This is a genomic window from Micrococcales bacterium (genome assembly GCA_016703125.1).
GTDB lineage: Bacteria > Actinomycetota > Actinomycetes > S36-B12 > UBA10799 > JADKAV01.
Genome location: JADJCR010000002.1, coordinates 523,049 through 538,713, shown reverse-complemented (window position 1 = coordinate 538,713; position 15,665 = coordinate 523,049). Strand labels below are relative to the sequence as shown.

12 protein-coding genes and 2 pseudogenes are annotated in these 15,665 nt (G+C 66.1%); 7 read left to right on the top strand and 7 right to left on the bottom strand.

The window, feature by feature from the left end; translation table 11 throughout:
• Nucleotides 1-901, top strand: a 901-nt coding sequence (locus IPG68_04310; GenBank protein ID MBK6762532.1) for a nucleotide sugar dehydrogenase, incomplete at its 5' end; no start/stop codon positions are given.
• Between the two features lie 47 nt (nucleotides 902-948).
• Here IPG68_04310 and IPG68_04305 read toward each other — a convergent pair.
• A pseudogene (locus IPG68_04305) lies at nucleotides 949-1,916 on the bottom strand (GDP-L-fucose synthase).
• Nucleotides 1,897-3,045 carry a hypothetical protein gene (locus IPG68_04300; protein ID MBK6762531.1) on the bottom strand — a complete coding sequence of 383 codons (1,149 nt, stop codon included), beginning with the start codon at nucleotides 3,043-3,045 and terminating at the stop codon, nucleotides 1,897-1,899. Before IPG68_04300 ends, IPG68_04305 begins: the two are co-directional and overlap by 20 nt.
• A 211-nt stretch (nucleotides 3,046-3,256) precedes the next feature.
• Here IPG68_04300 and gmd point away from each other — a divergent pair, with 211 nt between their 5' ends.
• From gmd to IPG68_04275, 5 genes are all read left to right on the top strand, one after another.
• Nucleotides 3,257-4,237, top strand: a complete 981-nt coding sequence (gene gmd, locus IPG68_04295) for a GDP-mannose 4,6-dehydratase (protein MBK6762530.1) — start codon at nucleotides 3,257-3,259, stop codon at nucleotides 4,235-4,237.
• A 13-nt stretch (nucleotides 4,238-4,250) separates the two neighbouring features.
• A complete protein-coding gene (locus IPG68_04290) occupies nucleotides 4,251-5,459 on the top strand; it encodes a hypothetical protein (protein ID MBK6762529.1) in 1,209 nt (402 codons plus the stop codon).
• A gap of 323 nt (nucleotides 5,460-5,782) precedes the next feature.
• On the top strand, nucleotides 5,783-6,778 hold the full coding sequence (locus tag IPG68_04285; GenBank protein MBK6762528.1) for an O-antigen ligase family protein: 996 nt from the start codon (nucleotides 5,783-5,785) through the stop codon (nucleotides 6,776-6,778).
• Nucleotides 6,775-7,641, top strand: coding sequence for a glycosyltransferase (locus tag IPG68_04280; protein MBK6762527.1), 867 nt, complete (start codon nucleotides 6,775-6,777; stop codon nucleotides 7,639-7,641). The genes IPG68_04285 and IPG68_04280 overlap by 4 nt, the downstream gene beginning before the upstream one ends.
• Nucleotides 7,642-7,926: 285 nt before the next feature.
• Complete coding sequence (locus IPG68_04275) at nucleotides 7,927-9,345, top strand: oligosaccharide flippase family protein (GenBank protein ID MBK6762526.1); 1,419 nt, start codon at nucleotides 7,927-7,929, stop codon at nucleotides 9,343-9,345.
• Between the two features lie 43 nt (nucleotides 9,346-9,388).
• Here the strand turns inward: IPG68_04275 and IPG68_04270 are convergent, their stop codons facing one another.
• The 5 genes and pseudogenes from IPG68_04270 to IPG68_04250 all read right to left on the bottom strand — a co-directional run bounded on the left by IPG68_04270 (nucleotide 9,389) and on the right by IPG68_04250 (nucleotide 14,894).
• Entirely contained in the window at nucleotides 9,389-9,808 is a 420-nt protein-coding gene (locus IPG68_04270; GenBank protein ID MBK6762525.1) for an alpha-1,2-fucosyltransferase, read from the bottom strand.
• Nucleotides 9,809-10,157: 349 nt separating this feature from the next.
• On the bottom strand, nucleotides 10,158-11,069 hold the full coding sequence (locus IPG68_04265) for a hypothetical protein (protein MBK6762524.1): 912 nt from the start codon (nucleotides 11,067-11,069) through the stop codon (nucleotides 10,158-10,160).
• A gap of 230 nt (nucleotides 11,070-11,299) precedes the next feature.
• Nucleotides 11,300-12,529 carry a glycosyltransferase gene (locus IPG68_04260; protein MBK6762523.1) on the bottom strand — a complete coding sequence of 410 codons (1,230 nt, stop codon included), beginning with the start codon at nucleotides 12,527-12,529 and terminating at the stop codon, nucleotides 11,300-11,302.
• On the bottom strand, nucleotides 12,530-13,939 hold the full coding sequence (locus IPG68_04255) for a sugar transferase (protein ID MBK6762522.1): 1,410 nt from the start codon (nucleotides 13,937-13,939) through the stop codon (nucleotides 12,530-12,532).
• Nucleotides 13,936-14,894: pseudogene (locus IPG68_04250) on the bottom strand (SDR family oxidoreductase). Before IPG68_04250 ends, IPG68_04255 begins: the two are co-directional and overlap by 4 nt.
• A gap of 459 nt (nucleotides 14,895-15,353) precedes the next feature.
• Here IPG68_04250 and IPG68_04245 point away from each other — a divergent pair.
• Nucleotides 15,354-15,647, top strand: coding sequence for a hypothetical protein (locus IPG68_04245; protein ID MBK6762521.1), 294 nt, complete (start codon nucleotides 15,354-15,356; stop codon nucleotides 15,645-15,647).
• Nucleotides 15,648-15,665: the final 18 nt, after the last annotated feature.

Here is a 15,665-nt window from a genome sequence, read left to right as displayed (position 1 = left end):
CCTCGGACCTCTGCTCGAAGCCAGCCGCGCGGTGGGTGCGGCCCTGCATCCCGGAGACCTCGTCGTGTACGAGTCGACGGTCTATCCCGGTTGCACCGAAGAGGACTGCATACCCGTGCTGGAACGGGCCTCGGGCCTGCGGGTCGACCAGGGATTCGACGTCGGGTACTCCCCCGAGCGCATCAACCCCGGGGACCGGACGCGGCGACTGGCCGATGTCGTCAAGATCGTGAGCGGATCGTCGCACGAGGCGGAGGAACGCGTGGCGGACCTCTACGGCGGGATCGTCTCCGCCGGGATCCACCGCGCGCCGTCCATCCGGGTGGCGGAAGCGGCGAAGGTCATCGAGAACACCCAGCGGGACGTCAATATCGCGTTGGTCAACGAGTTGGCCCTGCTCTTCCACCGCCTCGGCCTGGACACTGCTGAAGTGCTGGCGGCGGCGGGCACGAAGTGGAACTTCCTGCCGTTCCGGCCCGGGTTGGTCGGCGGGCACTGCATCGGCGTCGACCCCTACTACCTGACGCACAAGGCTATCGAGGTCGGTCATTACCCTGAGGTGATCCTGGCCGGCCGACGGATCAACGACTCCATGGGAACGTATGTCGCCGACCAGTTGGTGCTGCTCATGATCCGCAAGGGACTGCGGGTGGGCGGCGCGAAGGTGCTGGTGCTGGGACTTGCCTTCAAGGAGAACTGTCCGGATACCAAGAACACGCGCGTGGTGGACATCGTGGAGCGGCTGCGCGAGTACGGGTGGTCGTCGCCGTGGCCGACCCCCTGGGTCGAGGCCGACCAGGCCAAGCAGTTGGGGTCGACTTCGTGGGTCTCGAGCAGGCCCTGGACGACGATTTCGCCGCGGCCGTGCTGGCTGTGGCCCACGACGAATTCGACGGAATAGCCCCGCGTTGCGCCGCACCGTCGGGCCGGAGGGCGTTCTCTACGACGTCAAGGGACTGTTGGGTCCTGAGGCCGACGGGAGGCTCTGAACCAGGCGTAGGTCGCCGCGATCCCCTCGCGAAGACCGATCTGCGCCGTCCAGCCCAAACCCCCGAGGCGTGCCACATCCAGCAACTTCCGCGGAGTTCCATCGGGTTTGGACGTGTCCCAATCGATCTGGCCCTGGAAGCCGACAACCTCCGCCACGAGCTCGGCCAGTTCACGGATGCTGATGTCGCGGCCGGTGCCCACGTTGACATGCTCGTCGGCGTCGTAATGCTCCAAAAGGTGCAAGATGCCCGAGGCCGCGTCGTCGCTGTGCAGGAACTCGCGGCGAGGTGAGCCAGTGCCCCACAGCGTCACCCGATCGTCTGCCTCATGGAACTTGCGGATCATGGCGGGGAGCACGTGACTGGAGTTCAGATCGAAGTTGTCCCCGGGACCGTAGAGGTTGGTCGGCATGGCCGAGATCCAGCGGCGGCCGTACTGCTTGCGGTAGGCCTTCACTGCTTCGATTCCGGCGATCTTGGCTACCGCGTAGGCCTGGTTGGTGCCCTCAAGTGGGCCAGTGAGCAGAGAGGACTCGTGAATGGGCTGCGGAGCCAGTTTCCGGGTAGATGCAACTGGAGCCCAGGAAGACGACACGCTCCACATCGGCGGCGTGGGCAGCCTCGAAGAGATTGGTCTGGATCCGCAGATTGTCGTTGAGGAAGTGGACCGGATGCGTCGCGTTGGCCATGATGCCGCCAACGCGGGCGGCGGCCATGACCACCACCTGCGGCCGCGTCGATAGGGACTGCGTCGAATGCGCCATCGGTCGCGCAGGTCGAGTTCGCTGGAGGGCCAGCCGACGGTGTCGACCCGCGATCCCGCAACGCCCGCCACACGGCCGAGCCGACGAGCCCCCGGTGCCCCGCCACGTAGACCAGGGAGTTCTTGAGCACGGTCTGACGATACTCAGTCGGCCTTCTGCAAATCCTGGACTTGCGGATGCTTGAACCGCTGAGGACGAGCAAGGACGACTGCCACCAGTGCAGCGGCCGCCGCCAACGCCAGCGTCGGAAGTATCACCATCCAGTTCGTCATGTACCAATCCTCGAGTTCCTCCATCCCCGGAGGGACCCTCGCCCAGGTGAGTCGCGTGGGGACGACGAAGAGCATGGCAGGCACAGTCGCGAGCGAAAGGCCAATCGCCCGCCGCGTCGTCAGTCCCGTCAGAAGGACGGCCGCCAGAGGCACGCCGACAGGGAGCAGGAATGCGACCATCCGGGTGGTGTCGGTTGCTGTGCCGATGCCGATCAGGGCCAGTCCGGCACACGCAACCCCGTAGGTCATGAACCTCCGCTCGGCGATGGGGCGCGAAGACCCCCCTGGAAACCACACGGTCGCCAGCATCAGGATCCAGAGCGCGCCCAGACCCGAGTAGGCCTTGAAGAGCATCCCCACGCCGCCGGTGGGCGGGATGCTCCCCCCTGCGTCGGCGAGTTGGAATCCGTAGAGCACGGCAGCGCCAGAGATCAGCGTCGATACCGCGAGAATCCCCCATCGCCGGTCCACCGCCAGAAGCAGGAGGAAGACCGCGCACGACTCCCGAACGGTGCACGACACAGGTATGAAGAGTCCCAGCCACCATGCGGAGACTGTCGTCCCTCGCAGGTGGAGGCAACCTATGACCGCAATCGACGCGAGCGCGGCTGCATCAATCAGATACGGATTCTGGAAGAGCAGCATGAGACCCACCCCGCCGCCCGCGAATGCCCAAGCGAGCGCCACCGGTGTGATCCGACTGGTGAAAGCGAGCGCCGCCGCCGACACCAGCACGGCGAAGACGCCGATGAAGGCAACATTTGCGAGCCACAGGGCCACCACTGAATCCCACGGCAACAGAGAGGCGATCTGGGGGACCAACCACCGTCCGCCCCATGGATACGGCTGCGAGAATCCATCCACCATGAGGAGGTAGCGTCCGGCGTCCCCGCTCTGCGCTCTGTACCAAGGGAACCGACCGTCGAGCGTGCGCGACGGGATCAACAGCAAGCCCGCGGTTACCACCCCCGCACCGATGAGGAAGGCCGGAAGCCAGCGATGAAACGAGATTCCGTTCACCCCTGACCCCCTTCACGTCGTCGTCGCGCCCCCCACGCTGTGGCACGCTGAAGCAAAGATCATGTCAGCCCTGACGAGCGCCCCGCGCGCGAAGAATCACCGCCACCTGGTCGGGAGCCCGCCCAGCGTTCTAGCCCATGATCAGACCCGTGTCCTCTCAGCGCCCCCTTCATCACTACGCCGCTCAAGGACTGACGATAACGTGGCCGCAATGAAGACGGCGTTCATCACCGGGATCACTGGCCAGGACGGGTCGTACCTGGCCGAGTTGCTGCTCGCCAGGGGGTACGCCGTGCACGGGCTGATCCGGCGCGCCTCGACTTTCAACACGCACAGGATCGACCACCTGTACCAAGACCCACATGATCCCAGCGCCCGGTTGTTCCTGCACTACGGCGACCTCACCGACTCTTCGCGCCTGACCACACTGCTCGAGAAAGTGGCACCGGACGAGGTCTACCACCTCGCGGCTCAGTCTCATGTGCGTGTGTCTTTCGACGAGCCCGAGTACACCGGAGACGTCACCGGCTTGGGGACGATACGGATCCTGGAAGCGCTGCGAGCCACGGAGATCCCGGCTCGCTTCTACCAGGCGAGCAGTTCGGAGATGTTCGGCAGCACCTCTCCGCCACAGTCGGAGACCAGCCCCCTGAGACCGCGCAGCCCGTATGCCGCGGCCAAGGTGTACGCCTACTGGATGGCTCGGAACTACCGGGAGGCCTACGGGATCTTCGCAGTCAACGGCATCTTGTTCAACCACGAATCTCCGCGGCGGGGTGAGACCTTCGTCAGCCGCAAGATCTCGATGGCCGCGGCCCGGATCGCGGCCGGACTTCAAGAGCACCTGTACCTGGGCAACCTCGATGCCAAGCGGGACTGGGGGTACGCCAAGGAGTACGTGGAGGCGATGTGGCTGATGCTGCAGGCGGATGATCCCGGCGACTACGTCATCGCCACTGGGACGTCCTACTCCGTCCGGGACTTCCTGGGGTTCGCGTTCGGGCACCTGGGCTTGGACTGGGAGAGGCACGTCCGACTCGATGAGCGGTACCTGCGGCCGACGGAGGTGGACGAACTTGTCGGGGATCCGACCAAAGCGCACGACGGACTCGGCTGGACAGCACGGACCTTCGTTCCCGAGTTGGCGCGGTTGATGGTGGAGTCGGACCTTGCCGCCCTCGATCGGAACTGAAGCCTATCCACGCGTGCTGTTCGTCGGCTTCACCGAACTGGGAGACGCGAACAGCGCGGCAATAACGCTCTCGCGTGCCTTCGGACCCTGGCCGGACGACAGGCTCCTGCAGTTGTGCCTCCGACCCGCCAGCGAGTCCCCGGCAGTTCTCGACGCCCGCGGGCCGATGACCCGGACGATGGAGGGCGGCGCCGCGCTGCTTAGGTCGTCCGCTGGCCGCCCGCGCTCCTCATCTGGCGGCCACAGACCGAGTAGGGATCTCGGTGGTCGCGCGATCCTGCGCGCCTTGCGCGATCTCAGCCCGGCCACCTTGTCGAGATCCCTCATCGCGCAGGTGACCGACTTCGCCCCGGAGGTCATCCACAGCCCGGTCTGGGGGGCTCGCGTATCACGCCTGTGTGTGGAGATATCTTGCAGACTCGACATCCCCGTTGTCCCTCACTTCCTGGATGACTGGCCGTCCACTGCACATGCGGGCGCCATGATGTCGGGCACGGTCCGAAACAAGGTGCGTCGTACCCTGCACGATCTGCTGGACCGCTCCCCCCGAATACTCACCGTGGGCTCCCAGATGGCAGAGGAATACACGCGGCGCTACGGCCGGGAATGTGATGTGGTCGGCAACTGCGTCACTTCAGCGGACATCCAGTGCATGCGTGAGCAGGAACCAGTTGCGGACCGCGTTCTTCTCTATGTGGGAGGACTGGCCAACCAGCGCTCCGAAGTGATCCTGAAGGTTGCGCAGCACCTGCCTGCGGGCTGGCGGGTACGACTGTTCGTGAACCCCAAGGAGACCCAACAGGCCGCGGACCTGGCCCGACGTTGTTCGCAGATCCAACATGCCGGCTCCCTGAGCCCGCGGGCAGTTCCCACAGAACTCGGATCCGCCTGCGCCCTACTCTTCGTGGAGGCGGCTGATCCAGCGACTCTGTCGTACACGCGCTTGTCCGTCTCGGGCAAAGTCCCCGAATACCTCCTGTCCGGCCGGCCCGTTCTGGCAGTCGGTCCACCCGAGCAGGCCAGCATCCGCGAACTCCGGAAGTCGTCACTCACGACGGTGGTCAATGATCCCACCGGGATCGCTGACGGGTTGGCCGAGCACCTGTCCCGTGCAAGTTCGCCAGCAGATGCCGAGGTGCTGGAACGCCGATTCTCGTGTCACGCCACCCAAGCTCGCCTGGTCGAGTCCCTTCGACGGGCTGCGGACGTCGGGGTGCCGTGACTTTGCGATCGGATCGGTTCGGCGAACCATCAACCGGGGAGGCCATCCGCACTAGTCTGGATCGCGTGTCGGAATCCTCAGTGCGGGCCATCGTTCCCGCCGGACGCGACACCGAACCCCGTCCCAGGTTGTCAGGGATCGACGTCGTACTGATCCTCACCCTGCTCTCTGCGATCTCACCCTGGAGCCTCGCATCGAGCATTCAACCGTCGTGGACGAGAGACCTCGTCTCCTTCGTTGGGTTGGTGGGGTGTGCCTTAGGCGGCGGACTGCTGCGTCTCGGTGACAGATGGCGACTAGCACTCGCCCTCACGTTCGCAGCGATGTGCACGCTCGGCTTGTCGATTTGGGTGCTCGACGGCGGGACAAGCTTCGGCCTGAACTTCTGGGCGGGGTGGAGCCCGTGGCTGCTGTCAGCCGCGTTCCTGCTCTTCGGCCTCACCTTCGGTCCGCGCCGGTGGCTCGTATGGCGTTGGATACTGACCACCCTCGGTCTGCTGGTGGCGGTGATTCAGGACCTCGCGATCTTGGGCAAGGCACTGGGCATCATCGATACCGAGACCTCCCGATACGGCGACTTCTACGCGATGCGCACGGTTCACGCCAGCCTCGCCCTTCTCATCGTGCTCGCCTTCGCACTCGTCCTCACCGACATGGCCGCCGGTCGGACACAGGCGCTGCTGGCCACCTTCCTCGGCGTTTCGGTGGTTCTCTCACAACACCGCAGCGTGTGGTTGGCTTTCACGATCGTGACCGCCCTGATGTTCGCGCGGTTCTACCGACGCGGTGCCCCCCGACAGAGTTGGATCGGCCTCGTCGCGCCTCTTGCGTATCTGGTGGTCGCGAACCTCGCGCCCCTGACGGGTCTGCACCTGCTACCGAGGGCGGGCGAGCCCGCTTCCGAGCGGGGCCTGGCAGATGCCGCCACCTCGTCGAACAGCCTTGACTGGCGCCTCGAGATGTGGCGGACCCGCCTTGTCGCACCGAGAGATCCGGACCACTGGTTGTTCGGGGGAGTGCTGCGCGTCAATCCCGTGAAGTGGCCCGGCGACGGTGTGATGAACCCATACAACTCAGCGCACAACATGTTCGTGGATGTGAGCGTCATGCTGGGCCTGGCGGGGGTCGTCGTCGTGGTCGCGATCACTGTTGCCTCCACACTGTTGCGTTCAGATCGGCTGGACCCGCTGGCGATCTTCCTGTGTGGCCTGCTCGGCTACGGGATGTTCTACTACTGGCCCAGTTGGTCCTGGGTGGTTGTCGGGGTGGCGCTGGCAGGGAACCAGGCACACCCACCGGACCGGACGACGCCGGTATGAAACGGCTCGTGGTCGTGCAGCCCTACGTCCCGCGCTATCGAACCGCCTTCTACAGTCGCACCGCAGAGGAGTTGGCCACCCGGGACGTGGAACTCGTGGTCGTCGTGGGCAGGACGGACAGTGCCCGCGGCGACGGAGACACCGGCTTCTCCGCTCTGCTCGCCCGCGACCTGCTCGAATCGCGGACCCGTGGGCGTTTGCGGTATCGCCCTCTGCGCGACGTCGGTGCCACCAGAGCGGACTATCTTGTGCTGGAGCAGGCGATCAAGAACCTGGACGGCTACATGCCGCTGCTGCGCCGCCGGTGGGGAGGACCTGCTGTAGCTCTGTGGGGTCACGGCCGGTCGTACTCCTCGACCCAGAGCGCTGCGGCCGCGAACTTCAAGCAGTGGGTGACGCGGCAGAGCGACTGGTTCTTCGCCTACACACCTTCGGGGGCGGCTGACGTGATCGGCCACGGCTACCCGGTCGATCGCGTCACTGTTGTCCACAACACGATCGACACCGACGCCCTGGTTCGTGACCTCAATGCGACCACGGAGGCGGAACTGGCTCGGTTCCAGGCCGAGCACGACGTCGATGCCCGTTACTGCGCCCTGTTCCTGGGAGGAGTGGACGGCCTGAAGGACGTGGACTACCTCGTTGCATCGGCCCGTGCAGCCCACCGGCAAGAACGGCGATTCCGCCTTCTGGTAGCCGGGTCCGGCAACGACGAGTCCAGGCTGCGGGCGATGCAGAACGCCGGACTGCCGGTTCGGGTGCTGGGCCGCGTGGACGGCCCCGCGAAGGCCCTCGCCCTGAAATCCGCACGCCTGCTGGCCGTTCCGAGCCAGTTGGGGCTGGTGGTCGTGGACTCCTGGTGAGCGGCGTCCCTATCGTCACGCGAATGGGGAGGCTCCACGGTCCGGAGGCCGAGTATCTGTCACCTGGCCGTGACTCCGGCTGGCTCGATGGTGCCGCCACAGCCCGCCAGTTCGGCGAGGCCCTCGTCACGCTGCTGGGGGACGAGGGCCGGCGTTCGGCGATGGTCGGTGCCTGTCTCGATAAGGCCTCCGACTGCCCAATGGACCGTATGGTGAGGTCCTTCGTGGCGGGAGTGGACGCTTGGAGTCGCCGGCCACGCCGCCCACGGCAAGGTACCAGGGCCCATGTCTGACCATCTGGTGCGTAGCGTCGCCCGGCAGGCCTCCGGCCTGCTGATCGTGCAGGTCGTGCTCTTGCTGACACAGCTGGGATACACGGCGATCACCAGTCGCCTGTTCGCACCGTCCGAGTTCGGGGCCTACGCTGCGGCCAGTGCGACTGTGGCGCTGGGGTCGCTGCTCACGGTTAACGGCTTCGCCAAATCGACTGCGCGGCGTCCAGATGATTCGACAGCCGCCGACCGTCAGATCCTCGGGCTGGCCCTCTTCGCGGCCGCCAGCCTGGCGGCGATCGTTGCCATCAGCGCACCTTGGCTCGCTGCACTCTGGGGGAACGCGCAGGCCACCCTCCTGATCAGGGTGATGAGTCTCAGCATCGTGGCTGCTGCCTATGCAGGCGTCCTCTCCGGAGTCGTTCGGCGGCTAGGTCGAATGCGCACACTCACCCTCGCCTCACTGACGGCCGGGCTCCTCGGGGTAGCCGCAGGAGCCGCGGTTACCGTCATCCTGAAAGAGCCGTGGACGCTTGCTGTGCTTCCAGTCTCGACACCGGTATTCCTGGGCCTGCTACTGGCCTGGCGTCTCGCCGGCACTCGGCTACCCGCTGTACCCCGAGCGGATTCCGTTCCCGATCTCCGATTCGCCGTCAACTCTTCGGGCACCTCGGTCGTCTCCTACTTCACGTTCACTGTGCCCTTGTGGGTTCTCAGCCGGGTGGCGGGTCCCGACGTCCTAGGGGCGTGGAACCGCGCTGTCGCGCTCACTCAGGTACCGGTTGAAACGGCTGTCCGGGCGTGGTCCACGGCGGCCTTTCCGCACTTCAGGAAGGCGGATGGCTCGCCGGATCCACGCCCGCATGGACCGAATTGCTGTCAGGGGGCTCTGGCTGGTCATCCCGGCATCCCTCGGCTTGGCTCCCGCGATACACGCAGGTGTACTCATCCTCCTCGGGGATCAGTGGGTCGTGGCCTCGCATATGGCGGTGTGGTTGTGGCTAGCTGCTGCCGTCACAGCCATTGCCACTCTGCTGACCACAGCCTCCGAAGCGGCCGGGCGCTTCAGAGTCCTGTGGTGGGGTCAGGCATCGAGTATCAGCGTGATGGCCGTCGCCACCGTTGGTCTGGTGGTCACTGCGGATTGGCGATGGTTGGCGGCAGGCAGCCTCGCTGCGTCCTGGCTCTTCCTCCTGGCGAGTGTTCACGCTGCATACCGTCACAGGCTGCTCGAAATCAGCACCGCCGCCCGCTGGCTGACGGTCGCGTTGCTGGCTTCAGTTCCGGTGACTGTGCTTCGTGCTGGCTGGCCTGGGCAGACGCGGACTCATGGATCGTCATCGCTGCCAGCGCAACGTGCGTGGGGGTGTTCCTTCTGGCGACGTACGCCGCAAGGCGACACCTCCCAGTTCTCCAGCACCTGCGTCGCTGACAAGCGGTTCCGTGGAAGCCGCGCACGCAGATGCCTATGGCCCTCATACGACAAGGACCCCCTCCGTAGCCGACCACAGCGTCGGCGGTAGCACCTGGTGTCCGTGAACCACGTGGGGTCTGCCGAGGAACGCTGCCCACCACGAGTAGGTACTGCCCGTTGCGACCAGCACATCGGCCCGAGCCAACGCGTCGAAGTCGGCGAGCACAGACCCATATGTACGCACCTCGAAGGGCACCGGAAGTCGCAGAACGGACCCGCACCATTCCGGATCATCACTGATCACCTCCACCGGACCGGGACGTGATTCCAGCGCCCGTGCCACGGCCCGCTGATACCAAGAGGTCTCCGCGGTCTGGGCCAAGGCCACGTAGTCGCCGCGGCGTATGTGCACGCGGATCACTGGGTCCCTGGTCGTGTCCGAGAGGCCGAAGATCCCCTGCAACTGTCGCCGGGCGCTCATCGCATATTCGCAGCGTTGCCAGTACCCGAGATACCAAGCTGCTCGCAGTTGCGAAGCTGACAACTCGCCCTCAGCGCTCAGATCCACGATCAGTCGGGAGGGCCCGCGTACAGCCCTCAGGAGCCGCGCCAACGGATCGAGTCGACCTCGGAGCACTGGCATGCGCGGGGAGCCACGAACACGCGCTTCCCACATGGCACGTCGCAGGGCATCCGGACCACAGAGTCCGGACCTCCCCACGAACGAACAATCGAATGCCGTTGGAAGTCCTGTCTGCTGATGCAGCCAGACGCCGAAACTGTACTGGAAGAGTTGATTCCCCAGCCGGCCCATCAGAACGACGACATTTCTAGGCATGATGCACCTGCGGAATCCTGGCCCACGGATCAGCAGGTGGTGGTTCCACATGGTCCCAGACAGTCGACAGCATGAACCTCACGGCCTCCCGGTGACTCACCCGCCCCTTGGCCCATGAATGCGCATACCGGCCCAGTTCCGGCGCATCTCCTGCATCGAGCACGGAACGCACCGCCCGACGTACTTCAGACGGGCTGGCCACCAGAACCAAGCCGGCTTCGCGACCGGGCAACCAGTCCATCTCGGGATGCCTCGTGGAAACCTGGACCCGTCCGCTGATCATCGCGACTGCCAGCCTGTCACTGGTGTAGGCATGAGTACCGGGGAAATGATCCCAGTTGGCCACGACCTCCGCGCGGCGGAGGAAGGCCGCCTGCGCGCCGAACGGAACCCTGCCGACTGACCATCGGCGAGGCCACCCTGCGCCACCCAGCAGGAACCGGGGACCGTGGTCCCTGCGCAGGCCAGCCACGAGATCGAATCTCTGCCACGATCCGGGTAAGCCCGAGATCAGAGGTACTCGCGTGAGGTTCGAGCCCAGGAACACGACGTCGCAAGTTGTCCGGCGCGGGGTCTCGCCCTTCTCAGCGGCGGAGAAGAGGACGTGGTCGTAGGTGTGCATGATCCCTACCACACGTGCGGCGCCGGCCCGGTTCAGCAGTTCCACTTGAGGATGACCACCCACGCTGAACACAGTGTCCGCCATCGACAACCAAGCCTTCATCTCCTCAGGAGCGCGCTTCCCTCTGCCCCAGGGGTCGCCTTCCCAGTAGAGGAGCCGTCGCCCTGCCAACGCTCCACTCACGCCCTCCATGTCCGTGACCCGCGACTTCATGGACAGCACTAGGACGTTCTCGCACCGGGATGCCGAGATCTCGCGGACGACCCGCTCGTTGACGGACATCTGAGATTCCCCCGGGCGGGCCGCCGCGTGGACGACCTCCACTCCGCCCAACTCCCCTGAGGCCACAAGACAGCGGAGGCCGTCAAGATGCCCTGGGGAGCCGGCGTCATCTGGATGATTGGACACGAGCAGCACCGAGGGCTTCACGCAGCCGCCACCCACTCGCCAAGGACATCTCGTGTGGATGAGTGCCCCATCAGATGCTGCGATGCGCGAGACATGCCTGAACCCTAGCGCCGAGGCGTTTCAGCCCGTCGTGAGCGGACATCGTCGTAGTGCGCCAGCAGAACCCTGGCCCGTGCAGAGTAGGTGTTCTCACCCGCGAACTCCCGGGCGCCCCCGCTCTGGACCCGCCACTGCGAGTCATCCCAGTCCAGTGCCCTTGCCATGGCCGCCCCCAGTCGCTCGGGCAGCGATGTGCCGGGTGTGGGAGGCACCAATATGAACCCCGGTCGGTGGCAGAACCGTCGCAGCCCGAATTGATCCAGCCCAACTGTTGGCACCCCCCAGGCCGCCGCCTCGAGAGTCTGCGCCGATGACGAGTCCCGTACGCCCGTGAACAGATGCAGCCTCGCGGTGCGCAGTGTCCGCTGGGCGGCATCCCACGGCATCCGTCCGAGGATCTGCACCGCCCCTTCATCCACGAGCGGGCCGGACCATGCCCGGAGATCCTGAGCCAGGGGGCCGTCGCCGATGAACAACAACTGCGCCTCGGGGACGCGAAGGCGGCATTCACGGAAGGACTCAACAGCCAGACGCACCCCCTTTATCGGCAACAGTCGCCCGACCCAGACGACCAGTGGGCGCACCGGGAACTCGGCCGCCGAAGGCATCCGCCGCACACCCTCAGGAAGCATTGGGGCGGTACTTACTACGCCCATGCGTCCCACCAGGCGCTCGGTCTCCCGGTTGGCGGTGAGCACCAGATCGGCCTTACGGACACCTGGTGACCACAGTCGCCTCAACCCGCCCCCGTCGGCTAGCGCCGCGTTCCTCAGGCGCTGCCAGCGCAGGGGGCCATCGACCCACTGGGCAAGGTCACGAGGCAGGCCTTGGCCACCCCCGACCGGCCCGAGGACCAGCGGTCGGACCGCGCCGGCCAGACCCACGGGATGGTTCACCGACCCCCACCACACGTGATGACCGACATCCCAACCCGGGGGGGCCTGCGCCCAGGCGTGTACGCGCCGCTGGAAGGCCGCATATTTCGCGTAGACGCCGATCTGTCCCCGCTGCAGGGCTGCCGGGCGGATCTCGTCGGACAGGTAGGTGACCCCCAACTCCAGGCCGATAGCCTGCGCCTCAGCCACGGCGGGGGCCACCTGCGCCCTGCCGGCCTCCCGCGTCAAGAGATGGACGGCAGCCCCGGCCCGGGCGAGTTCGAGCGCCGTGTACCAGGTGTTTGCAGCCTCGCTGCCCCCGTCCGAATCGCACGTGTAACCGCTGAGCAGCACACGCACTCAGTAAGCCCCCCGCCCACCAAGTACCGCACTGACGGTGCTCGCCATGATCACGAAGTCCATCGACAGCGACCAGTTCTCCACGTAGTACAGGTCGAGCCGCACCGACTCCTCCCACGACAGGTCCGAGCGGCCGCGCACCTGCCACAGACCGGTCATCCCGGGCCGAGCGCGCAACCTGCGTACCGCCAGGTCGTCGTAGCGTTCCACGTCGTCCAAGGGGTGCGGTCTCGGGCCCACCAGGGACATGTCGCCGCGCCACACGTTGACTAGTTGTGGCAACTCGTCCATGGAGAACCGCCGCAGGGACCGCCCGACGCGGGTCACCCGCGGATCGTCGGCCATCTTGAACGTCGCGCCGTCGTCACCGTGCGCGGCGCGCAGTTCCGCCCGTCGGGCATCTGCGTCCTCGTACATGGTCCGGAACTTCCAGCACATGAAGGTCCTGCCGTCCATGCCCACCCGCTCCTGCTTGAAGATCGCCGGCCCGGCGGAACCGCGCCGGATGAGGAGAGCGACCACCAGCATCGGCAATCCGAGCAGGATCAGCAGGATGCTGGCGCCCACGACGTCGGTGATCGCCTTGAGCACGATCGCCGTGCCGCTGAACTTCGGCATGTCGACACGCACGAAGGACAACGACTCGACGGGCTCGACGGACAGCCGGGGTCCGGCCACCTCGACCAGCGACGCGCTCACCATCAACGACAGGTCGGAGTCCTCCATCGCCCAGCCCAGCCGCCGGGTCTGCTGGGGATCCATGTCACCGCCGGGGGCGAACAGGATGGTGTCCGCCCGACTGGCCAGGGCGTTGTCCACTGCCGATCTCGGGTCCCAGTCGTGCTCCAGCGTCAAGCCCCCGACCGTTACGAAGCGGCCCTGGGAAAGCGCCAGGTCACCCTGAAGGGAGGCCAGCCTTGATGGCGGAGCGATCAGGAACACCCGGTGCAAGGGCTGCCCCTCGGCCATCCGCCGGTGCAGCCATCGCCGCATGAGGTTGCGCTCCAGCAAGAGCAGCGCGAGTCCGGACAGCAGCACGCCGAACAGGAACCAACGACCGCGGCTGGTGCCGGTCAGATAGGCCAGGCTCATCACGATCAGGGCCGTCCAGACGGTGGCCACGATGACGCGCCGGTACTCACCGAGTCCGTTGGCGATCAGGGTGGCCTTGGTCGACTGGGTCTGCCAAAGGGCCACCGGCCACACGATCAGCAGGGCGATACTGAACACCTGCCGGGGTCGGTCATCCCCGAAGAACTCGCCGCCGTAGCCCCATCCCAGGAGCAGACCGACGACGATCGCTGCCAGGATGACCGCCACGTCCAGCGCTCGCACCCGCAGTTGATAGTCGCGCAGGAACTCGTTACGGGTCGACACCCGCGGCTGACGGGTACCGAGTCGCTCGCTCACGGTGCACCAACCGGATCACTGAAGTACTGCTGCCGGAACCAGTTCAGCGTCTGCTCCAGACCCTTGTCCAGCGAGACGCCGGCGGACCAGCCCAGTTCGTCGCCGGCACGCGAGGCGTCGGGCATCCGTTGCGCCGGATCGTCGTCGGGCAGCGGTTCATGCCTCATCTCTACTTCGACACCAGCGATCTGGGCGATCTTAATGGCCAGATTCCGCATGCTGACCTCCTCCGGATTGCCGAGGTTGATCGGTCCGCTGACGTCCGGCGCGGTGTTCATCATCGCCACGAGCCCGTCCACCAGATCATCGACGTAGCAGAAGGACCTCGTCTGTTCACCGGTCCCGTAGACCGTCAGCGGTTCACCGGCCAGCGCCTGCATGATGAAGTTGCTGACGACCCGGCCGTCGTCCGGTGCCATGCGCGGCCCGTACGTGTTGAAGATCCGCACGATCTTCGTGTCCATGGCGTGCTGCCGCCGGTAGTCCTGAACAACGTCTCGGCGCACCGTTTGCCCTCGTCGTAGCAGGCGCGAACACCGATCGGATTGACGTTCCCCAGTAGTCCTCGCGTCTGGGGATGGACTGTCGGATCGCCGTAGACCTCGGAGGTCGATGCGAGCAGGATGCGCGCCTTGGTCCGCTTCGCCAGCCCGAGCACGTTGATCGAACCGTGGACGCTGGTCTTGGTGGTCTGGACGGGGTCGCGCTGGTAGTGGATCGGGGAGGCCGGGCAGGCCAGGTGGTAGACCTCGTCCACTTCGACGTACAGCGGGAAGGTGACGTCGTGGCGCATCAACTCGAACCGCCGGTTCGCGATCAGATGCTCGACGTTGCCCCGCGACGACGAGTAGAAGTTGTCGAGGCACAGGACCTCGTGCCCCTGCTGCAGCAGACGTTCGCACAGGTGCGAGCCGATGAATCCTGCGCCGCCGGTCACGAGGACGCGCCTGGGCAGGATCGGGGCACTCACGTGCGTGAGACTACACCGGGCCAGCGGGTTCGGTGCCGGTCGAGAACAAGTGGGCTCCTCTCTTCGCCTCGTCCCCCAGCCCACGTCCGGCGTAGACTGGAGTCACCGACGCGCAGGTCGGGGGGTGGCTTCGATGAAGCGCATTTCGATGGTTCTGGTCCTGCTGCTGGCAGGGCTCGGGCTCCCCTACACCGCCTCCGCCTCGCGTCCCCCCGACACCCCGCGCGCCTATGGTTGGGGGTCCTCCTACTTCGGCCAACTCGGGGTGGGAATGACCGGGATCGCGATGACTCCCATGGCCGTGTCCGCGACCACCAGCTTGGATCAGATCGCCACCGGCGAGCGGCACGTTGCGCCCTCGACACCCACGGCGCGGCGTGGTGCTGGGGGCTCGGCGTCTCGGGCGAACTCGGCGACGGCCAGGCGACGAGCTCATCCTCAGCCGTGGCAGTCGACTTCCCGGAAGGCACGGTGCTCACCCAGATCGCAGTCGGCACCTGGGGAAGGTGCGCGATCGACGACAAGGGCCAGGCCCATTGCTGGGGTGTCAGATACTCCTTGGGCAACGGCGCCACCACCAACGCCACGAGTCCGGTCCGGGTCGACGCCGACGGGGTGCTCGCGGGCAAGACGCTCACCGACATCACCATGGGCAATTTCACGGCATGCGCACTCGACACCGCGGGGCGAGCCTATTGCTGGGGGGATCAACGGCGGTGGACAACTGGGGACAGGTGACACCACCGAAGCCCCGCT

Excerpts from the sequence above, each read along its gene's own strand:
- IPG68_04275 (MBK6762526.1), top strand. The coding sequence starts at position 7,927 with ATGTCTGACCATCTGGTGCGTAGCGTCGCCCGGCAGGCCTCCGGCCTG.
- IPG68_04280 (MBK6762527.1), top strand. The coding sequence starts at position 6,775 with ATGAAACGGCTCGTGGTCGTGCAGCCCTACGTCCCGCGCTATCGAACC.
- gmd (MBK6762530.1), top strand. The coding sequence starts at position 3,257 with ATGAAGACGGCGTTCATCACCGGGATCACTGGCCAGGACGGGTCGTAC.
- IPG68_04270 (MBK6762525.1), bottom strand. The coding sequence starts at position 9,808 with ATGAGCGCCCGGCGACAGTTGCAGGGGATCTTCGGCCTCTCGGACACG.
- IPG68_04285 (MBK6762528.1), top strand. The coding sequence starts at position 5,783 with ATGTGCACGCTCGGCTTGTCGATTTGGGTGCTCGACGGCGGGACAAGC.
- IPG68_04265 (MBK6762524.1), bottom strand. The coding sequence starts at position 11,069 with ATGTCCGTCAACGAGCGGGTCGTCCGCGAGATCTCGGCATCCCGGTGC.